General features: G+C 68.8%; 20 protein-coding genes and 1 pseudogene. 5 read left to right on the forward strand and 16 right to left on the reverse strand.

The window, feature by feature from the left end; all coding sequences use genetic code 11:
* Window positions 1–200: 200 nt before the first annotated feature.
* Window positions 201–716: a transcriptional regulator BldD gene (gene bldD / locus OHB24_RS37750; RefSeq protein ID WP_130388461.1), complete on the forward strand. Its 516-nt coding sequence runs from the start codon at window positions 201–203 to the stop codon at window positions 714–716.
* Window positions 717–953: 237 nt separating this feature from the next.
* Here the strand turns inward: bldD and nusB are convergent, their stop codons facing one another.
* Both nusB and efp read right to left on the reverse strand, forming a co-directional pair.
* Entirely contained in the window at window positions 954–1,364 is a 411-nt protein-coding gene (gene nusB, locus OHB24_RS37755; protein ID WP_327635724.1) for a transcription antitermination factor NusB, read from the reverse strand.
* A 34-nt stretch (window positions 1,365–1,398) separates the two neighbouring features.
* Complete coding sequence (gene efp, locus OHB24_RS37760; protein ID WP_130388459.1) at window positions 1,399–1,962, reverse strand: elongation factor P; 564 nt, start codon at window positions 1,960–1,962, stop codon at window positions 1,399–1,401.
* 155 nt (window positions 1,963–2,117) lie between these two features.
* Between efp and OHB24_RS37765 the strand changes: the two genes are divergently transcribed.
* Window positions 2,118–2,975, forward strand: a complete 858-nt coding sequence (locus OHB24_RS37765) for a hypothetical protein (RefSeq protein ID WP_327635728.1) — start codon at window positions 2,118–2,120, stop codon at window positions 2,973–2,975.
* Here OHB24_RS37765 and fxlM read toward each other — a convergent pair.
* Window positions 2,953–4,095, reverse strand: coding sequence for a methyltransferase, FxLD system (fxlM, locus tag OHB24_RS37770; protein ID WP_327635730.1), 1,143 nt, complete (start codon window positions 4,093–4,095; stop codon window positions 2,953–2,955). The two genes, OHB24_RS37765 and fxlM, sit on opposite strands and share 23 nt — an antisense overlap.
* Before the next feature lie 6 nt (window positions 4,096–4,101).
* Window positions 4,102–4,599, reverse strand: coding sequence for a MarR family winged helix-turn-helix transcriptional regulator (locus tag OHB24_RS37775; protein WP_327635732.1), 498 nt, complete (start codon window positions 4,597–4,599; stop codon window positions 4,102–4,104).
* A 74-nt stretch (window positions 4,600–4,673) separates the two neighbouring features.
* Here OHB24_RS37775 and OHB24_RS37780 point away from each other — a divergent pair.
* Window positions 4,674–5,495, forward strand: a pseudogene (locus OHB24_RS37780) (EamA family transporter); the annotation flags it as partial.
* 75 nt (window positions 5,496–5,570) lie between these two features.
* On the opposite strand, the gene OHB24_RS37785 reads toward OHB24_RS37780, so the two are convergent.
* The 7 genes from OHB24_RS37785 to OHB24_RS37815 form a co-directional block, all read right to left on the reverse strand.
* Window positions 5,571–6,269: a helix-turn-helix transcriptional regulator gene (locus tag OHB24_RS37785; protein WP_327635734.1), complete on the reverse strand. Its 699-nt coding sequence runs from the start codon at window positions 6,267–6,269 to the stop codon at window positions 5,571–5,573.
* 156 nt (window positions 6,270–6,425) lie between these two features.
* Window positions 6,426–6,863, reverse strand: a complete 438-nt coding sequence (gene aroQ, locus OHB24_RS37790; protein WP_327641148.1) for a type II 3-dehydroquinate dehydratase — start codon at window positions 6,861–6,863, stop codon at window positions 6,426–6,428.
* A 46-nt stretch (window positions 6,864–6,909) separates the two neighbouring features.
* Window positions 6,910–7,998: a Gfo/Idh/MocA family protein gene (locus tag OHB24_RS37795; protein ID WP_327635736.1), complete on the reverse strand. Its 1,089-nt coding sequence runs from the start codon at window positions 7,996–7,998 to the stop codon at window positions 6,910–6,912.
* A gap of 429 nt (window positions 7,999–8,427) precedes the next feature.
* Complete coding sequence (gene aroB / locus OHB24_RS37800) at window positions 8,428–9,519, reverse strand: 3-dehydroquinate synthase (RefSeq protein WP_327635738.1); 1,092 nt, start codon at window positions 9,517–9,519, stop codon at window positions 8,428–8,430.
* Window positions 9,516–10,016 carry a shikimate kinase gene (locus OHB24_RS37805; RefSeq protein WP_327635739.1) on the reverse strand — a complete coding sequence of 167 codons (501 nt, stop codon included), beginning with the start codon at window positions 10,014–10,016 and terminating at the stop codon, window positions 9,516–9,518. Before OHB24_RS37805 ends, aroB begins: the two co-directional genes overlap by 4 nt.
* Window positions 10,013–11,212, reverse strand: coding sequence for a chorismate synthase (gene aroC / locus OHB24_RS37810; protein ID WP_327635741.1), 1,200 nt, complete (start codon window positions 11,210–11,212; stop codon window positions 10,013–10,015). Before aroC ends, OHB24_RS37805 begins: the two co-directional genes overlap by 4 nt.
* Before the next feature lie 43 nt (window positions 11,213–11,255).
* A complete protein-coding gene (locus OHB24_RS37815) occupies window positions 11,256–11,456 on the reverse strand; it encodes a hypothetical protein (protein WP_327635743.1) in 201 nt (66 codons plus the stop codon).
* Window positions 11,457–11,580: 124 nt separating this feature from the next.
* Between OHB24_RS37815 and OHB24_RS37820 the strand changes: the two genes are divergently transcribed.
* Window positions 11,581–12,690, forward strand: coding sequence for an ADP-ribosylglycohydrolase family protein (locus OHB24_RS37820; RefSeq protein WP_327635745.1), 1,110 nt, complete (start codon window positions 11,581–11,583; stop codon window positions 12,688–12,690).
* A gap of 1 nt (window position 12,691) precedes the next feature.
* Here the strand turns inward: OHB24_RS37820 and OHB24_RS37825 are convergent, their stop codons facing one another.
* Window positions 12,692–14,275, reverse strand: coding sequence for an FAD-dependent oxidoreductase (locus tag OHB24_RS37825; protein WP_327635747.1), 1,584 nt, complete (start codon window positions 14,273–14,275; stop codon window positions 12,692–12,694).
* A 175-nt stretch (window positions 14,276–14,450) separates the two neighbouring features.
* Here OHB24_RS37825 and OHB24_RS37830 point away from each other — a divergent pair, with 175 nt between their 5' ends.
* Window positions 14,451–14,891 (forward strand): DUF3592 domain-containing protein, encoded by a 441-nt coding sequence (locus tag OHB24_RS37830; RefSeq protein WP_327635749.1) that lies wholly within the window; start codon window positions 14,451–14,453, stop codon window positions 14,889–14,891.
* 69 nt (window positions 14,892–14,960) lie between these two features.
* Here the strand turns inward: OHB24_RS37830 and OHB24_RS37835 are convergent, their stop codons facing one another.
* The 4 genes from OHB24_RS37835 to OHB24_RS37850 are packed head-to-tail and all read right to left on the reverse strand — an operon-like array spanning window position 14,961 to window position 19,089.
* Window positions 14,961–15,668, reverse strand: a complete 708-nt coding sequence (locus OHB24_RS37835) for an A24 family peptidase (RefSeq protein WP_327635750.1) — start codon at window positions 15,666–15,668, stop codon at window positions 14,961–14,963.
* 19 nt (window positions 15,669–15,687) lie between these two features.
* Window positions 15,688–16,737 (reverse strand): DUF2330 domain-containing protein, encoded by a 1,050-nt coding sequence (locus OHB24_RS37840; RefSeq protein ID WP_327635751.1) that lies wholly within the window; start codon window positions 16,735–16,737, stop codon window positions 15,688–15,690.
* Between the two features lie 14 nt (window positions 16,738–16,751).
* Window positions 16,752–18,278 (reverse strand): FAD-binding oxidoreductase, encoded by a 1,527-nt coding sequence (locus OHB24_RS37845; RefSeq protein ID WP_327635752.1) that lies wholly within the window; start codon window positions 18,276–18,278, stop codon window positions 16,752–16,754.
* Window positions 18,265–19,089 (reverse strand): shikimate dehydrogenase, encoded by an 825-nt coding sequence (locus OHB24_RS37850; RefSeq protein ID WP_327635753.1) that lies wholly within the window; start codon window positions 19,087–19,089, stop codon window positions 18,265–18,267. The genes OHB24_RS37845 and OHB24_RS37850 overlap by 14 nt, the downstream gene beginning before the upstream one ends.
* Window positions 19,090–19,091 lie beyond the last annotated feature (2 nt).

Here is a 19,091-nt window from a genome sequence, read left to right on the forward strand (position 1 = left end):
CGTTCCTCCTTTCCCGCCTCTCTGGACGGGTCTTTAAAGGACGTTCGGACCGCTTGACATGGTATCGGATGTGACACGCCGTCTTGACGCTGGCCTCCGGCCCAGAATATTGTTACTCTGTGTAATCGAGGGGGGTTTCACCTTCCGGACCGTTCCCTGCGGGCCGGACATGACGAAACTAGTCGGAGGGAAGAACCAGCGTGCCGAGCGAATACGCGAAGACACTGGGTGGCAAGCTACGTGCCATCCGCCAGCAGCAAGGTTTGTCGCTGCATGGCGTGGAAGAGAAGTCCAAGGGTCGCTGGAAGGCGGTTGTCGTCGGCTCGTACGAGCGCGGCGATCGAGCCGTCACGGTCCAGAAGCTCGCGGAGCTCGCCGATTTCTACGGCGTGCCGATCCGTGAGCTGCTCCCTGGGTCCGCCAGCGCGGCTGCCGCGGCTGCCGCTCCTCCCCGGTTGATCCTCGACCTGGAGGCCCTGCAACACCTCGACGCGAGCGAGGCCGGTCCGCTGACGCGGTACGCGGCCACGATCCAGGCTCAGCGTGGGGACTACAACGGCAAGGTGCTGTCGATCCGTCAGGACGACATGCGCACGCTCGCGGTGATCTACGACGAGTCGCCGACGACGCTGACCGAGCGCTTCATCTCCTGGGGTGTGCTGAACCCAGAGGCGAAGGGTGACGTCGAGGAATCGTCCGAGGCCGCCGGCGCCTGACGCCTGAGAGACAGGCAGCAATCTGGCGAAGGCACCAGACGGTCGGGGCTTGTAGCAGCTGGCCCGCGGCCGCCCGCCTTCCTCAGTAGACGGAACAGAGCACTACTAGCGCAGTACAAGCGGCAGGTAACACCTCACCGGCCGCACAACACGGGGACGCAACGGCTGCCCGGGACCGTACCGAGACGGTCACCGGGCCTGACAGAGGGCTCGCCCCCCTCACTTCCCAGCAGCGATTCAGACGCCCAGTGTGGGCTTCAGCTGCAGAATTCTGGCCAGCAGTCCGTTGACGAACGTCGGGGACTCGTCGGTCGACAGGTCCCGCGCCAGCGCGACCGCCTCGCTCACCGCGACCACGTCCGGCACCTGGTCGTCGAACAGGAGCTCGTAGGCGCCGATCCGCAGGATGTTCCGGTCGACGGCCGGCATCCGGTCCAGCGTCCAGCCCACCGAGTGGGTCTCCAGCAGGTCGTCGATCTGCTCGCTGTGTTTCGCGACCCCTTCGACCAGCGCCACAGTGAACTCGTTCACCGGCGGGTCGTTGTCGGCCACCCGGTCGGCCAGGGTGCCGCCGACCGGCAACCCCCTGACCTCCGACTCGAACAGCACGTCGAGAGCGCGCTTGCGGGCCTTGCTCCGGGCAGACATCTTCTGTTGTCGCTTTCGCTAGAGGGTGCGCTGCTCAGGAGGTGACGCGGCCGAGGTAGTCCCCGGTGCGGGTGTCGACCTTGACCTTCTCGCCGGTGGTCAGGAAGAGCGGGACCTGGATGTCGTAACCGGTCTCCAGCTTGGCCGGCTTGGTGCCGCCGCTGGAGCGGTCGCCCTGCAGACCCGGCTCGGTGTACTCGACCGTGAGCTCGACCGAGGCCGGGAGCTCGACGTACAGCGGAAGCTCGTCGTGCACCGCGACGATGGCGTCCTGGTTCTCGAGCAGGAAGTGCACCGCGTCGCCGACCACCTCGGGCGCCAGCTGCAGCTGGTCGTAGGTGCTCTTGTCCATGAACACGTACGCCGTGCCGTCGTTGTACAGGTACGTCATGTCACGCTTGTCGACCGTGGCCACGTCGACCTTGACATCGGCGTTGAAGGTCTTGTCCACCACCTTGCCGGACAGCACGTTCTTCAGCTTGGTCCGGACGATGGCGCCGCCCTTGCCCGGCTTGTGATGCTGGAACCACACGACGGACCACAGCTGTCCGTCCAGGTCGAGCACCATGCCGTTCTTGAGGTCGTTCGTCGATGCCACGCGGGTATGCCCTTCGAAATCGATCAGCGGTAACAGCAGATTGTAGCGGTCACTACCGCTTTCCTCCGATTCCGCCGATTTACCAGACAGGACCTAGACCCGATCGGCCGTAGGCTGGTGGTCCAGAACGTCCACGGAGGCGCCAGGAGGCCGGCATGACGGGGTTCGTGATCTTCGTCGTCGTGATGATCGTGCTGAGCCTGATCAGCAAGGCCAAGCAGGGATCGAAGGGCAGCAACGGCCAGCCGAGCGCCAAGATGCAGGCGCTGATCGAGCGGATCCAGGCCCAGCAGGGCGGCAATCAGCCGGTCCAGTTCCAGGGCCAGTTCACCCAGGCCGCCGGGCCGGGTGGACCACCTCCGGCACCGATACCGGGGCAGATGCCGACCGGGAGTACGCAGGGAAGTCAGCAGGCCGCGGCGGTTCTCCAGCAGCTACTGCAGAACGGTCGGCAGCCACGGCACGCGGGCGAGCGGAACTCCCCCGGCCAGGCGGCACAGCAGCCCGGCGCCGGTACGCCGTACCCGCCGGCCGGGATGTACCAACCGCCGGCGCAGTTCCAGCCTTCGCAGTACCCGGCGCAGTACAACCCAGGGCCGTACCAGCCGCCGGCGCACCGGCCGCAGCAGAACAACCTGCCGGCGCCGAACCAGGACCTGGACGCCAGGGTGCGGACCTTGATGAACGCGAACAACGAGGTCGGCGCGATCCGGTTGCTGAGCGACGAGCGCGAAATGGGCATCCTCGAGGCGCAGAAGTACGCCCGTTCCTTGGTCGCACCGCCGGCCGCTCAGCAGGATGGCGACGTACTGGACGAATCTGATCCGGACGAGGAGCGGTACGTCGGTTCGGCGGCGTTCGCGGAGTCGATCTTCAACGTGAACGACCGTGACGAGAACGTGTGGGCCAGCGGCTGGGTCGACGTACCCGAGCCGGAGGATCGCTCCGACATCGAGGAGCTGTGGCAGACCGTCGGCAACCCGCCGCGGCCTACTCCGCCCACGTCACAGTGATGTAGCTGTGCCGCCGGGCGATGTGGAAGCCGGGCGGCAGTACGGCGTCTGGGCCATGCACCTGAAACGCCGGACCCCTGCGCTGCCAGCTCTGCATCTGGTCGACCATGTGGTCGATCAGCTCACCCGCCTCCGGACCATGACCCCTGCAGCCGAGTTCTACGTGCACCTCGTCGCTGCCGTTGCGTGACGCGAGGTGTGCCAGGCTGTCCGCCGTTGCAACGGCTGGCCAATCCCCAGCTGACAGAACGCAGTACCCGGGCAGCTTGCTCGCCAGCCACAAGTAGAGGTCGAGTAGAGGCTCCTCGCGATGCACCTCTACTCCGGACCACTTCTGCTCAGCCGGCAACGTCAGTACGTCGTACTGCGGATGCGGCTCGCCCTCCTGGTCCTCGTCGAACGTCAGACCGCCGTCCTGCAGCGGGACCAGCCGCTCGTAGTCGGCACCACTCCCCTGCATGCTGACGAACCCGCACACCGTCGTAGACCGGCTCTCGAGGTGATCACCGACCAGGTCGAACGCGATCGCCCGCGTCTGCCCACGCATCCGCAGCGGTACGACGATGCGCCCGCCCGGCCGCAACTGCCGCAGCCACGCGCTGGCGATGTCCCACGCGGTCACTGTCACCACGATCCGGTCGTACGGCGCTCGCTCCGGAACCCCGAACGCGCCATCGGCCTGCACTACGGTCACATCGCCGTACCCGGCCTCGTCGAGCGACTCGCGCGCCCGGTCCGTCACCTCCGGATCGATGTCGACCGAGGTCACCGCGCCACCCGGCCCAGCCAGCTCCCGCATCAGAGCCGCGTTGTACCCGCCGGAACCGATCTCGAGGACCCGGTCCCCCGGCCTGATCGCAGCCTGTTGCAGCATCAGCGCGACGATGCTCGGCTGCGACACCGAACTCGTCACCACGCCAGCCTGGTCGTGCTTCATCAGTACGACGTCGTCCGCGTACGCCACCTCCAGTGGAGCGTGCGGGACGAACACGTGCCGTGGGACCGTCGCGAACGCAGCCGCCACCCGGTCGTCGCGGATCGTGCCAGCAGCTACCAACTGCTGGACGAGAGCGGTCCGCAGCAACTCCGCCGATGCTGAGTCACTGCTGACACCCGTCATGACCTGTCAGCCCCGCTTGTCCCCGAGCGATTCCAGCAGCGTCCGCAGCAGACCTGCTAGCTGGTCGCGCTCAGCCGCCGACAGGCCGGCTAGTAGCTGCGACTCGGTGTCGATGTGTGTCGGCAGCACCTTGTCGATCAGCTCGAGGCCCTCGGGCGTCAGCGTCACCAGCACGCCACGGCGGTCGGTCTCACTCGGCGCACGCGTCACCAGTCCGCGAGCCTCCAGCCGATCCAGCCGCTGGCTGATCGCACCCGACGTGACCATCGACGAGTGCATCAGGCCGGCCGGCGTCAGGCTGTGCTCGGCGTTGCTGCGCCGCAGGGTCGCCAGTACGTCGAAGGACGCGCGGTCCAGGTCGTGCTTGCCGAAGTTCCGCCGCAGCTCGGCGTCGAACATCGCGCCGAGGCGGCTCATCCGCCCGATGATGCCCATCGGCGACGGATCCAGGTCGGGCCGCCGCGCACGCCACTGCTCGAGCACCAGGTCGACGTGATCTGCCATGCACCCAGCCTAGCGCCAGATTGCTTAGCGTTGAGGGACTTGAAAGTTTCTTAGCGCTGAGATACTTTATCTTAGTGCTAAGCAATCGACGCTCGACCATCCTCCTGACCACGGCGATCGCGCCGATGCTCTGGGGCACCACGTACGTGGTGACCACCGAGTTCCTCCCGCCCCATCGCCCGCTGCTGGCCGCACTCTTGCGTGCGCTGCCGGCCGGCCTCCTGCTCGTCGCGATCACCCGTGTCCTGCCGCGCGGCAGCTGGTGGTGGCGCTCACTGGTCCTCGGCACGCTCAACATCGGCGCTTTCAACGCGCTGCTGTTCGTCGGTGCGTATCGGCTGCCAGGTGGCGTGGCTGCGACCGTCGGTGCGATCCAGCCGGTACTGGTCGCTTTGCTGTCAGCTGGCCTGCTGCGGCAGCGCCTGTCTCTGCGCACCGTTCTCACTGCGCTGGCAGGCGTGTTCGGCGTCGGGCTGCTGGTACTGCGGGCTACCGCACGGCTCGACACGTTGGGCGTACTCGCGGCTGCCGGCGCTGCGGTCGTCATGGCGTTCGGCGTCGTACTCAGCAAGCGCTGGACGTCACCTGCTCCCCTGCTGGCCACCACCGGTTGGCAGCTCGTCGCTGGTGGACTGGTGCTCCTACCAGTGGCTTTCCTGGTCGAGGGCGCTTTCCCCGCCTTCACACTGCGGAACGTCGCCGGCTACGCGTACCTGGCGCTGTTCGGCTCGGCAGTCGCCTATGCACTGTGGTTCCGCGGACTCCGGGAGCTCGTTCCGACCGAGGTCACGTTCCTGGGCCTGCTGAGCCCAGTAGTAGCCACCACAGTCGGCTGGCTGGTCCTCGCCCAGCACCTGACCGCGCTACAGGCAGTCGGTGGCCTCATCGTGCTGGCAGCCCTCGTACTTGCACAGGTACGAACTGCAGCTCGACAGACGGTCTCACCACCTGTCGAGCTGCAGTTCAGTGCGTCAGATCAGGCCCTCGCGCAGTGCATAGGCGACGGCGTGGGAGCGGTTCCTGAGCTGCAGGCGGCTGGTGACGTCGTGGAGGACGTTCTTGACCGTCCGCTCCGAGTAGGACAGCTCCCGGGCGATCTCCTGCGTGTCCATGCCGTCCGCGACCAGTCGCAGTACCTGGGTCTCCCGGTCCGACAGACCGGTGTGGGACAGCCCTCGCGGTGCCAGTACGTGCCGCTGCATCCGCGACACCTGGCCGAGCAGCCGTCCCAGCAGGTCCGGAGGCAGGCTGCCGTCCCCTGCGGCAGCAGCCTGCACCAGGTGCACGATCCGGTCACCGGTCGCCTCGGTACGCCGTAGTACGCCGGAGACCCCCAGCTCGACCGCGGTCATCAGCGCCTCGTCGTCGATCGTGCTGCCGATCAGTACGGTCCGGCGGCAGCCCCGCTGCGTCGCGGCCCGGAGTACCTGAACAGCGCCGGCGTCCAGCGAGTCGACGGCGACCAACGCGACCACTGGCGGGGCAGTGCGCTGGTCGGCCGACTGCGAAGGCAGCTGCGCCGCCAGGTCTGCGTCACCGATCAGGCTGATCTCCGGGCGCTGCCGCAGCGTGTGCACCAGCCCGAACTGCGACAGCGGGTCGAGTGCCTTCACCCAGACCGGAATGCGGTGCTGCTGACCGAGCGGTTGCCCCACGTGTTGTGTCGTCATTCTTGTCACTCCCCCAGAGCGTTGTTGAACGGAACGGATCGAATCCGTAGTCACGAACCCCCCAATGCGTCGTTTCCTCCCGATCGTGCAGCACCGGCATTTCACCGGCGTCTCAAAGCTGCCCACAACCACCTGATGCCCGAATGGGCAGATTGGTTATGAATCGAGGCTGGTGAGCGCGCGGAGCGCGAGCCGGTACGAGTCGAGCCCGAAGCCGGCGATCGTCCCCGTCGCCACCCCGGCGACCACGCTGGTGTGCCGGAACTCCTCGCGGGTGGCCGGATTCGTCAGGTGGATCTCGATCAACGGAGCGGTCCGCTGCGCGATCGCGTCCCGCAGCGCGTAGGAGTAGTGCGTGAACGCGGCCGGGTTGAGGACGACGGGAGTCCGGCCGTCGGCGGCCTCGTGCAGCCACCCGACCAGCTCGGCCTCGTCGTCGGTCTGCCGTACGTCGACCTCGAACCCGAGCTCGGCGCCGGTCTTCTCGCACACCCCGACCAGCTCGGCGAACGTCGTCGTACCGTACTTCTCCGGCTCCCGCGAACCCAGCCGCCCGAGGTTCGGCCCGTTCAGTACCAGCACCCGCCTGCTCACATCCGTCACAGCCATCACCCTAGTCGCTCGAAAGCCACGTCAGCGGCTAGCTGCTCCAGGGGGCGCCGGGGCCGCCCATGCGTTGCGCATACGGCGTACCGTGCGCGAGTTCACCGCGGCGGATCGGCTTGTCGGTGAACGCAGACGCGTAGATGGCCGCGGCGAGTTCGAGGGTGTTGCGTGCCTCGGTCAGCGTGACCGGGGTGGGTTCGCCCGCAGCCTTGGCGTCGAGGATCGCGGCGAGTTGGGCGGTGTGACCGCTCGCCACGTCCGGCAGATCGGTCGACCAGGCGGCGGCGATGTCTTCGTGGCCGGGAGCGGGCGTGATCGTCCAGTCGGGGTTCTTGTACCCGTACAGGTGCTCGAGTTCCACGGTCGCGTTCTCGCAGTCGAAGCGGAGCTGGGAGGTCTGCCGCGCGGACACCAGCGAGTTCACGACCGACGCCACCGCGCCGTTCTCGAACGTCACGAGCGCCATCGACACATCCTCGGTCTGCGTCGGCCGCGCCTGCCGGGCGGCGAGCGCGGTCACCTTCTCCCACGGGCCGAGGATCGACAGCAACAGGTCGTACTGGTGGATTCCGTGGCCCATCGTCGGGCCGCCGCCCTCGACGTCGAACGTTCCGCGCCAGGGCACCGCGAAGTACGCGTCGTCGCGGTACCAGACGGTGTTGCACAGGGCGACCAACGGGCGCCCGAGGACGCCGTCGGCGAGGAGCTCGCGCAGCCGGACCGCGCCGGATCCGAAGCGGTGCTGGAACACGCACGCCACCTGCGCCGCGGACTTCTCCTCCACTGCCACCAGAGCGTCGAACTCGTCGAGCGACAGGGTCGGCGGCTTCTCCATGTACACGTCGACGTCCGCGGCGAGGCACTCGGCGGCCAGCGGGACGTGCGAGTTCGGCGGCGTACAGAGGTGGACCAGGTCGACCTGGTCGGCGGCGAGCAGGTCGGTCAGGCTCGGGTACGTCGCCGGGATGTTCCACTGGGCGGCGAACTCCTTCGCCCGATCCAGATCGACGTCGACGGCCGCGACCAACTCGGCCCGGTCCGGCAGCGCCGCAACGGCCCGCGCATGCGAGGCCGCAATCCCTCCGGTCCCGACGATCGCGATCCGGTACTTGCGCTCACTCATATGGAAAGCCCTTTCCGAGGCATCCCCAGCATCCTCCGCGTGCACCCTCCCCTTCCACAACCCACCGCCCACCATCTGACCACATCCGGACACGCCCACCACCACAACAACCCACACCACAGCACGGGGCGTGGAACAGCAAGCGGGAGCGCAGTGGGCACGGCGGCAACCACAGGACGCGGGGACGCAGCACCCCGCACGGAGGCGCGCCACAGGAAATAGCAGGTGCTCAGACACCAGATACTGTGCACCGGCACAAGAGTCGGCGCGCGCGGGACCGCGGAACCGGACCCGGGGACACAACACAGGACGCGGGGACGCAGCACCCCGCGTGGAGGCGGGCCACAGGAAATAGCAGGTGGTTTGGCACCAGTTCCTGTGTGGTGGGTCGGAGGTTGGCTGCGGGGCGGGAAGGCGCCAGAGGTGGGGTTAGGTGGTTTCGGTGTAGGCGGCGACCAGCAGGCTGGGGTCGGGGGCTTCCAGGATGGTGGGTTTTGCCAGGGCGTCGAGGATGACGAAGCGGAGGCGGTCGGCTCGCGTCTTCTTGTCGAGTTTCATTGCGTCCTGGAGGTGGGGCCAGGCGTCGGGGCGGTAGGTGACGGGGAGGCCCAGGGACTCCAGGACCGCGCGGTGGCGGTCGGCGGTGGCGTCGTCCAGGCGGCCGGCGGCGCGGGACAGTTCGGCGACGAAGACCATGCCGATGCTGATCGCGGCACCGTGGCGCCACTTGTACCGCTCGACGCGCTCGATCGCGTGGCCGAGCGTGTGCCCGTAGTTCAGCGCTTCGCGCCCGATCGGCCCGCCCGCGGTGGTGGTCCGCTCGCGCAGGTCCGCGCCGACCGTGTCCGCCTTCACCTGGATGGACCGGGCGATCAGCTCCTCGGTCGCGCCGTACGACGGACTCGTGGCGCCGGTCGGGTCCTTCTCGACGAGGTCGAGGATCACCGGGTCGGCGATGAAACCGCACTTCACGACCTCGGCGAGGCCGCTGATGTAGTCGTTGACGGGCAGCGTCTCGAGCGACGCGAGGTCGCACAGCACGCCGGCCGGCTCCCAGAACGCGCCGACGAGGTTCTTGCCCTCGGCCGTGTTGATCCCGGTCTTGCCGCCGACGGCCGCGTCGACCATGCCGAGCAGCGTGGTCGGGATGTGGACGACCTTCACCCCGCGCAGCCAGGTCGCCGCGACGAATCCCGCGAGATCGGTCGTCGTACCGCCGCCGACACTGACGACCGCGTCCGAGCGGGTGAAGCCGGCCTGTCCGAGGACCGACCAGCAGTACGCCAGCACCTCGGCGGTCTTGGCCTCCTCGGCGTCCGGGATCTCGATCGCGTGCGCGGTGAACCCGGAGCCGGTCAGGTCGTCACGGATCGCGTCACCGGTCGAACGCAGCGCCCGCGGATGGACGACAGCGACCCGCTGCACGCCGTCGCCGAGCAGCGCGGGCAGTTCACCGAGCAGGTTGTTGCCGATGACAACGTCGTACGGCGCGGCCGCCTCGACGCGAATCCGGGCGCTCACGAGAGCTGCTCCAGGATCTCGTCGGCGATCTGGTCGGGGGTCTTGCCGTCGGTCAGCACGGTCTGCTTGGCGACCTCGCCGTACAGCGGGCGACGGGCCTCCATCAAGTTCCGCAGCTGGGTCCGGACGTTGCCGAGCAGCAGCGGACGCGCGACGCTGAGGCCGACGCGCTTGGCCGCCTCCCCCAGGCTGACGTCGAGGAAAACCACGGTGTGGCCGGCCAGGTCCGCGCGAGTCTCGGCGTCGAGGATCGCGCCGCCGCCGAGCGACAGCACCTCACCCTCGCCCTGCAGCGCCGCCGCGATCGCCGAGCGCTCGAGCTTGCGGAAGTGCGGCTCACCCTGGTCGACGAAGATGTCCGAGATCGGCTTGCCCGCGCCGGCCACGATGTCCGCGTCGGTGTCGCGGTGCGGTACGCCGAGCCGCTGCGCGAGCAGCGCCGCGATCGTGGACTTGCCCGATCCGGGCGGGCCGACCAGGACGACGACCGGGCTCACTCCCACTCCCGCGGGGTGATCGTCTTCGGCAGGTTCGCCAGGTACGACTGGTGGTTGCGCGCGGTCTCCGTGACCGAGTCGCCGCCGAACTTCTCCAGCGAGACATCTGCCAGCACCAGCGCGACCATCGCCTCGGCGACGATCCCGGCCGCCGGTACGGCGCAGACGTCCGAGCGCTGGTGGTGCGCGGCAGCGGCCTCGCCGGTGGCGGTGTCGATCGTGCGAAGGGCGCGCGGGACGGTCGCGATCGGCTTCATCGCCGCGCGGACCCGGAGCGTCTCGCCGGTACTCATACCGCCCTCGGTGCCACCCGAACGGCCGCTGGTCCGGCGGACCGAGCCCTCCTCGGCGACGATCTCGTCGTGCGCCTTGGAGCCCGGCGTCCGGGCCAGCTCGAAGCCGTCGCCGAGCTCGACACCCTTGATCGCCTGGATGCCCATCAGCGCACCGGCCAGCTTGGAGTCCAGGCGGCGGTCCCAGTGCACGTAGCTGCCGAGGCCCGGCGGGAGTCCGTCAACGACGACCTCGACGACACCGCCGAGTGTGTCGCCGGCCTTCTGCGCGGCGTCGATCTCGGCGACCATCTGCTTGCTCGCGTCCTGATCGAGGCAGCGGACCGGGTCCGCGTCCAGCGCCGCGACATCCGCGTACGCCGGGATCACGCCGTACGGCGCCTTGACGGTGCCGAGCTCGACGACGTGGCTGACGATCGTCACGCCGTACGACTGGCGGAGGAAGCGGGCCGCGACCTCGCCGAGCGCGACGCGGGCCGCGGTCTCGCGGGCGCTGGCGCGCTCGAGCACCGGGCGTGCCTCGTCGAACCCGTACTTCTGCATGCCCGCCAGGTCGGCGTGGCCGGGCCGCGGACGGGTCAGCGGCGCGTTCCGGGCCAGGCCGTCGAGCGTCTCCTGGTCGACCGGGTCGGCGCTCATCACCTGCTCCCACTTGGGCCACTCGGTGTTCCCGACCTGGATCGCGCACGGGCTGCCGAGAGTCAGCCCGTGCCGGAAGCCGCCGACGAACGTCACCTCGTCCCGCTCGAACTTCATCCGGGCGCCGCGGCCGTACCCCAGCCGACGACGAGCCAGGGCGTCGGCCACGTCATCCGTGGTGACCTCAACGCCTGCGGGAAGACCTTCGAGTACGGCGACGAGCGCTTGTCCGTGCGACTCGCCGGCGGTAAGCCAGCGCAGCATGCCCCGATTCTTTCACGCCCGGCCCACCATCCAGACAGCGGTCTCAGTCGCAGGTCTGGTTGTCCTGGGTGGGGCCGGTGCGGACGGCGAGGACGGCGTTGAAGGTCTTGGCGATCGGAGAGTCCTGGCAGCTCGTGCTGGCCATGGCTGCCTGACCGCCGGCGATCGCGGCGCCCGTGAGGGCGGTCGTGGCGAGGGCCGCCACGGCCAGACGCCCGGCGGTACGACGGAATGCGGTGGTCATCGTGCGCTCCTTCTACGATCGGTTTGCCTATAACAACGACCGTAGAAGTAACGAGCGCCGCGCGAACTGGCTCCAGAACCCGTCTTGGAGGTAGCGCTGACACCACCACGGATAGGGTCCTGGCATGACTCGGCAGGGTGAGGAGACGTGGCGGGCGCGGGTGCGTGGGTGTTTGCTGGGCGGTGCGATCGGGGACGCGCTCGGCGGGCCGGTGGAGTTCGAGGACGCGCGGTCGATCCTCGCGAAGTACCCGGACGGTCTGCGGACGTTCGTCGCCGGCGGGTGGCCGGCCGGGACGATCACCGACGACACCCAGATGACCCTGTTCACGGTCGAGGGCCTGATCCGGGCGAGTGTCCGGACCGACCGCGGGATCGGCTTCACCGTCGCCGTCGTTCAGCATGCGTACGACCGGTGGCTGGACACGCAGAACCTGCCGGGACCGAGCGGCGAGCAGGACGGCTGGCTGCTGGGCGAGCAGTGGCTGTACGCGCGCCGCGCGCCGGGCAACACCTGTCTGAGCGCGTTGACCCAGGCTCGGAAGGGTGCGGCCCGGATCGCGCAGTACGGCGACCAAGCGGTCAACGACTCGAAGGGGTGCGGCGGCGTGATGCGGGTCGCGCCGTTCGGGCTGCTGCCGGAGTACTTCCCGGCCGAGTGGATCTTCGACTCGGCCGCGACCGCCGCCGGGTACACGCACGGTCACCCGACCGGCAAGCTCGCCTCCGGCGCCTTGGCTGCGATCATCCGCGAGCTGTGCGGCGGCGCGAACCTGGACGATGCGCTCACCAACGCCACGAACCTTCTGACCAAGCACGAGGGTCACGAGGAGACCAGTACGGCGCTCGCGTTCGCCAGGCACCTGGCGACGACGGCGACGCCCGGACCGGTCACGGTCGAGCGCCTCGGCGGTGGCTGGGTCGCGGAGGAGGCACTCGCGATCGCCGTCTACGCGGCACTTGTCTATCCCGAGCCGGAGCAGTTCCTCGACGCCCTCGCGCTGTCGGTCACGCACTCCGGCGACAGCGACTCGACCGGCGCGATCTGCGGGAACATTCTCGGCGCCCTCCACGGTGAGACGGCTCTGCCCGCAGAGCTCGTCTTCACCGTCGAGGGACGTCCGGTCATCCTCCAGCTCGCCGACGACTTCGCGCTGGAGTTCAGCCAGGGCAAGCGGCTGCACGGCGACTACGGGCCGCACACCGCCTGGACAACCCGCTACCCCGGCTGGTGACTCAGCTCGGCTCGATCGAGAGCTTGTGGTGGAACACGTTGCGCGGGTCCCACTTCGACTTGATCTGCTGCAGCCGCGGATAGTTGCCGAGGTAGTACAGGTCGTGCCACGGCACGCCCGACTTGTTGTACGCCGGATCCGCCAGGTCCACGTCCGGGTAGTTGATGTACGACCCGGCGTTGATCGCGTTCGGCGCCGGGACACCGCCGGTGTCGCGGTAGATGTCGGCGTACACCTTCCGTGCCCATGCGAGGTTCTTGCCGTCGTCGGCCGCGGTGTCCCATGACGCGCTGAGCACCATCTTGGCGACCACGTCCCGCTGCGCGGCGGCGGTCGCGTCGGACGGCACGGTGTTCACCTTGCCGCCGTACGGGATCAGCAGGACCGACGACGTCGGGCCGGTGTACGTCGTGTCCGTGAGCCCGCGGTACATCGCCAGGATCTGCTCGTCGGTGTACCCCTTCTTCAGGTACCCGGCCTTGTACTTCCCGCGCCCCGGCGTGGCCGTCTCGCCGATCGACCGCTCCATCGTGGTGTGCAGGAACGCTCCCTCGCCGACGTCGATGACCTGCGGCTTCGGGTCCACGCCGGCGACCATCGCGGCGTTGAACGCCTTCATCAGCTCGGCCGCGTTCGGCGCGGCCGCGTCGATCTGCGTGGAGAGCAGGAACTGCCCGGCCGACGAGTGGGTGAGGATGAAGGGCGCGTAGAGCGTCGCGTACGGCGAGTCCGCGGTGTTGTGCTGCTCGAAGAAGTCGAACCAGTTCCGGACCGTCCGCAGGAAGCCGGCCTGGGTCGTCGTCTTCCAGTCGTACAGCAGCACGCTGGACCGCAACGCGGCCGGTGCCTTGGGCAACGACTCCGCCGGCGACCGGCCGGACGAACCGTTGGTGCGCATCAGGTACCGGGTGACGACACCGAAGTTCCCGCCGCCACCGCCCGTGTGCGCCCACCACAGGTCGCGGTGCTCGTTGTCGCGCGTCGCGACCACCGATCGCGCCCGTCCGCGGGCGTCGACGACCACGATCTCCACGCCGTACAGGTGATCGACGACCGAGCCGTACTTGCGCGACAGCGGCCCGTATCCGCCCCCGGCGAAGTGACCGCCGACGCCGACGCCGAGGCACCCGCCGCCGGGCACGGTGAGGCCCCACCCGAAGAACAGTTCCTTGTAGACGGTTTCGAGGATCGCCCCGGCGCCGATCGAGAAGGCCCGGTACTGCGGATCCCACGTCACCGCGTCGTACGTCGACATGTCGAGCAGCACCTCGATGTCGCTGCTGTCCACGAAGTCCTCGAAGCAGTGCCCACCGCCACGCACCGCGATCCGCTTCCCGCTGCGGACCGCGTCCTGCACGGCCGCGACGGCGTCCTCGGACGACTGGATCACCCGCGCATAGTCGGGTTTGGCCACGAAACGGCGGTTCTGGCCGCGCAGCACGAGGTCCTGGTAGCGCGCATCACCCGGGCCGATCTTGGCGCTGGTGGTGGTGATGGCGCCGGCTGCGGACGCCGTACCAGGTATGGCGAGTGCAGCACCCGCGACGGCGGTTCCGGCCAGGAGACCACGACGACTGACTGGCATTGACTTCCCTCCCGAGAGTTCGAATGCCTCGAGCCTAGGAAGGCGAAGAGTGTCCGCACATCAACCATCTGGTGGAGTGCAGGACTCCCCTATCCGGCGTACAACCGCTCGGAGCCGACACGCGGCCGATCGGCTAGGGTGCTGGACTCATGACCAACAGCTGTCTGGAGATCGCGTGAGTTCTGGTTCCATGATTGGACTGCTGATCGGCCTTGCCTTGCTGATCGGCCCAGTCTGGGTGCTAGGGCTGTCCGCGCGCCGGCTTCGGCGGTTGTCCGCATGGCCGCGAGCCCAGGGCACAGTTCGTCATGTCTGGACAACAACTCGCAGTTCCTCGGCGACAGGCACGTCAACGACCGAGAAGGTCGTCCACGCCCGGTATGAATTTGCTGATGCATCGGGCCGGCAGCAGGTCGGAGAGTGCGCGTACCTGAAGGACCCGAAGGTCGGCGACCCTCTTGAGGTGATGTACAGCCCGGAAACGTCGGCAACCAACCAGCCCGTCCATGGGGGCTCGGTGATCTGGCGCACCATCACCTGGGGATTCGTCGTCATATTCTTCGGCGGCCTGGGCGTCTTTGTCATCTTGGCCGCACTCGGCGCTGTCTCGATGTAAACGACGAGCCCCAAACCGGTTTGGGAGGTTTGTGGACCGCGATCCCCGCAGCGAGCAGCCTCGCGCCCGTTATCCGGCGTACAACCGCTCCAACGGGACGCCGAGGAGTACGCCGGCCAGGGCTCCGACGAGCATGAACGGACCGAACGGAACCATCTGTTTGCGGGTCATGATCCGCGCCGCGATCAGCACGATCCCGACGATCGCGCCGAGGAAGAACCCGCCGTACAGCCCGGACACGAACTCGCCCCAGCCGAGCCAGCCGAGCGCGATCCCGAGCAGCCCCGACAACCGCACGTCACCGAACCCGACCCCGCGCGGGAACGCGAACCACAGCACGTAGAACACCGCGAACCCGATCGCCCCGGCGATCGCTGCCCGCCGCAACGAGCCCCACTCCCCCGTCGCCAGCGCCGCGGCCACCAGCCCGGTCGCGACCACGAAGTACGTCGGCCAAATGATCACCGACGGCAGGAAACGCGTCCTCGCGTCGATGTACCCGAGCACCGAGCCGGCCACCACCAGCACCAGCCACGCAGGCAGCACCGCGTCCAGGCCGAGCATCCAGCCGATGATGCCGCCGGCCAGCGCGGCGAGCCCGCCGCACCAGTACGCCGCTCGCCGGCCGGCCAGCGACGCGTACAAGACCTTGGTCTCGCCGTCCTCCAACTCCGGCTCAGGGATGCGGCGCATCAGCCAGGGGCCGAGCACCGACGCCACGGCACCGCACGCGACCACGCCGATTCCCGCAGCGAGTAACGCGTTGTCAGCCGGCACGGTCCACGACCCTAGACGACTACTTGCGGACGCCCGCGGCCGCCCGCCGGGCCAACACTCGCGCGAGCACGAGCGCCCCGCCGACCAGGAGCAGCACGAGGCCGACGAGTACCGCGACCGTGCTCCAGAACCCCTCGTTCTTGGTGACGTAGGTGATCCGCTGGTACTCGTCGTCGTTCGCCGCCTGGGCGAACGTGAAGTCGTCGGTGATCTTGCCCGGATCGCGGTACGTCGCCGTGTACGCGGTCAGGAAGTCGGTCGGCTTGGGCAGCGTGTCGGTGTCGACCCGCCCCGCGAAGAGCAGCTCCGGAGTCACGGCGGCGTCCGGGACCTTCGTGGCATCGACCCGGTGCTCCGCCGCGACGTACACCGTGACGGTCTGGGTCGTGGTCGCGCCCTTGCTGAGCCGCATCGGGTACACGATCCGGTCCGACGCGAACGTCAGCCGCAGCGGCGGTGTCGCACCGGACAGGCTCTCGCCGTCCTTCCTCGGCGCGAGCTTCACAGCGACGATCTCCCATTTCTCGGTCAGGTACGGCGTGAGGTTCGCGGCCAGCGTCGACGGTACGACGTACCCGTTCGTGCGCAGCCAGTCCGTGACCGCCGTACCGCTGGAACCGCCGAGGCGCGTGACCGCGAACGGGCCGAGCGTCATCTGCTCCTTGACGCTCACCCCGGCTCCCGGTGCCGGGGCGCCGGCCGCGTCACCCCGACCGCGGCCCAGGCCGAGATCACGGAACGGCCAGTAGGTCTTCTTCACCACGCGCTTCGGCTTCGTCATCTGCTCGAGCCGGTAGAACAAGTCGTTGTCGTCGCCGAGGTCGACCTTCGCGGCCGACGGGACCGGCATGATCCAGGCCGCCTTCTTCGACGCGCCGCGGACCGACATCGAGAGCGTGATCTGCTCGGTGCCCCCGGCGTACTGGACCAGCGCGTTCTCGCCGTACACCCGGGCCTTCGACTGTCCGTCCGGCAGGTAGCCGCCGCACGCACACGCCCACGCGGGAGTCACCCCGGCCGCGACGAGTCCGGCAGCCAGCACACCCGCGGTCACACGCCAAAGCTTCACGGGCCGAACACTAGCTAGCTAAGGGTGTACGGCGTGTGGAAGAAGTTCGTCGGGTCGTACTTCTTCTTCGCGGCCTGCAGCTTGGCGGCACTCCCGCCGTAGTACGAGCTGACCGCCCGTCCGGCCTCGACGTAGTTCACGTAGCCGCCGGCCGAGGCCGGCCGGACCGCCTTGTGGCCGTTCGCAATGAAGGTTTTCGCGCTCGTGCCCTGCGCCGACGAGTACCACTGGATCACCGCGAGCGCGCTACGCCACGGCCACGACGAGCCACCGGCCGGCTCCTTCGCGGCCTGTCCGCCGAGCGGGTCGAGGATCGCCGACGCCGGTGTCCCGGCGCGCGCGGCCGCCTTGACCGCACCGAGCAGACCAGTGATCGTCGCCGCGTCCATCGGCCCCTTCAGTACGTCGGAACCGGCGAGGAACCCCTGGCGCGGGCTCGTCGTACCGCCACCGAGGTACTTGACGGCCTCCATGTGGGACTTCACCGAGAGCGTCCGCCCCGACGCCTTCGCGCCGACGAACGACTCCAGTTGCGCGGCCGCTGCAGTCGCGTCGCCGGTGGTGGAGACGCCGAGGACCCGGATCGACAGGGTTCCGTTGCTCGCGGCATCGATGTGCAGGTTGCCCCAGACCGTGGTCGGCGCGCTCTGGGCGAACTTCTGCCAGCCGCGGACGACGGCCGCCGCCTGCGACTCCGGCCAGGTCAGCCGGAAGAAACCGAGCTTGGTCGCCGGGATCGTCGCGAACTGGAACGACGTGACCACGCCGAGGTTGCCGCCGCCGCTTCCGCGGAGCGCGGCGAACAAGTCCGACTCGGAGGTCGCGCTGACGTTGTGGGCCTTGCCGTCCGCGGTGATCACGCCCATCGACACGACGCGGTCGCAGGTGAGGCCGTAGGTCCTGGTGTGGATCCCCATCCCGCCGCCGAGTGTCAGGCCGGCGACGCCGACGGTCGGGCAGGTGCCGGTCGGCAGCGAGCGGCCGTAGCGGTCGAGGAAGGCGTGGACGTCGTACAGGCGTGCCCCGGCGCCGACGGTGAGGACGCCGTTCGCGTAGCTCATGGTCTTGAGTGCGCCGACGTCGAGTTGCAGGCCGTTGGCGATCGTCGACGCGCCGACGTACGAGTGGCCGCCGCTCTTCGGGACGAGGACGAGTTTGTTGGTACGGGCGAAGTTGATCGCCTTCTGCACGTCGCCGGGGTTGGCGGCCTTCACGACGGCGGTCGGGCGGACGCTGTCCCAGCGCGGGTTGAAGAGCTGGTGCGCGGCGGCGTACCCGGAAGTCGAAGGCAGGTAGACGCGGCCCTTGAGGGAGCTCGCGAAGGTGTTCCAGTTCGGTGCGGTGGAGGTCAGTGTGGGTGCTGACGTGCTTGGGGTTGAGCTCGGCGTCGTCGTGGGAGCGGTTGTGCTGGGAGGCGGCGTCGTTGCAGTAGGGGTCTGCGACGGGCTCGGCGTGCTGCCGGAGTCCTTCGAGTCGCCGCAGCCGGCCAAGGTGACGGCGACGCCGGCGATCAGGACGGTACGACGGTCAAGCAGGCTCACGATCCCCCAGCTCCTCACGCGCAGCAGCCCTCATGGCCGCCAGAGGAGCCGGCGACCTACCCGTCATCATCTCCACCTGGAGGGTCGCCTGATGCACGAGCAGGTCAAGTCCGTTCAACAGCTCTGTACCGATCCGGTGCGCCGCGATCGCGAGCCGGGTCGGCCAGGGGTGGTACGCCACGTCGAACACCACCGGCGCGACGGCCGCGAAGTGCTCGGCCCACGGGTCGACGGCGCCGCCGGGCAGCGTCGACACGCACAGGTCGAAGCCGCCGATCTGCTCTACCTGCGAGAAGTCGGCGACCGACGTCCGGAGTCCCAGCTCCGCGGCCAGATCGAGCAACCGCTCGGCCTTCGACACGTCCCGCACGACGACCGTGATCTCGCTGACCCGCAGCCCGCGCAGCGCGGCGAGCGTCGACGCAGCAGTCGCGCCACCACCAATGACGACGGCGGAATCGGCGACGGTGATGCCCCGCTCGGCGAACGCATTCACCAGCCCGGGTACGTCGGTGTTGTGCGCCGACCGGGATCCGTCCGGCTCGAACAGCATCGTGTTCGCCGCGCCGATCAGCTCCGCGACCGGATCGACCGTGTCGACCAGGTCGAGCGCGACCCGCTTCAGCGGCATGGTCAGCGACAGCCCGCGCACGTCGTCACCGAGCGAGGCGACGAATCCGCGGAGCTCGTCCTCCTCGACCTCGAAAGCGTCGTACCCCCAGTCCAGCCCGAGCGCGGCGTACGCGGCCCGGTGCATCGCCGGCGACAACGAGTGCGCAATCGGCGAACCGAGAACGGCACACCGGGTCATGG

It is taken from the genome of Kribbella sp. NBC_00482 (genome assembly GCF_036013725.1).
In the GTDB taxonomy this organism is placed as follows: Bacteria; Actinomycetota; Actinomycetes; order Propionibacteriales; family Kribbellaceae; genus Kribbella.

What these genes read in the sequence shown, in the direction of transcription:
- nusB (WP_327635724.1), bottom strand. Translation starts at nt 1,364, where the DNA reads ATGTCTGCCCGGAGCAAGGCCCGCAAGCGCGCTCTCGACGTGCTGTTC.
- OHB24_RS37765 (WP_327635728.1), top strand. Translation starts at nt 2,118, where the DNA reads ATGACGGGGTTCGTGATCTTCGTCGTCGTGATGATCGTGCTGAGCCTG.
- fxlM (WP_327635730.1), bottom strand. Translation starts at nt 4,095, where the DNA reads ATGACGGGTGTCAGCAGTGACTCAGCATCGGCGGAGTTGCTGCGGACC.
- OHB24_RS37775 (WP_327635732.1), bottom strand. Translation starts at nt 4,599, where the DNA reads ATGGCAGATCACGTCGACCTGGTGCTCGAGCAGTGGCGTGCGCGGCGG.
- OHB24_RS37785 (WP_327635734.1), bottom strand. Translation starts at nt 6,269, where the DNA reads ATGACGACACAACACGTGGGGCAACCGCTCGGTCAGCAGCACCGCATT.
- OHB24_RS37795 (WP_327635736.1), bottom strand. Translation starts at nt 7,998, where the DNA reads ATGAGTGAGCGCAAGTACCGGATCGCGATCGTCGGGACCGGAGGGATT.
- aroC (WP_327635741.1), bottom strand. Translation starts at nt 11,212, where the DNA reads ATGCTGCGCTGGCTTACCGCCGGCGAGTCGCACGGACAAGCGCTCGTC.
- OHB24_RS37815 (WP_327635743.1), bottom strand. Translation starts at nt 11,456, where the DNA reads ATGACCACCGCATTCCGTCGTACCGCCGGGCGTCTGGCCGTGGCGGCC.
- OHB24_RS37820 (WP_327635745.1), top strand. Translation starts at nt 11,581, where the DNA reads ATGACTCGGCAGGGTGAGGAGACGTGGCGGGCGCGGGTGCGTGGGTGT.
- OHB24_RS37825 (WP_327635747.1), bottom strand. Translation starts at nt 14,275, where the DNA reads ATGCCAGTCAGTCGTCGTGGTCTCCTGGCCGGAACCGCCGTCGCGGGT.
- OHB24_RS37850 (WP_327635753.1), bottom strand. Translation starts at nt 19,089, where the DNA reads ATGACCCGGTGTGCCGTTCTCGGTTCGCCGATTGCGCACTCGTTGTCG.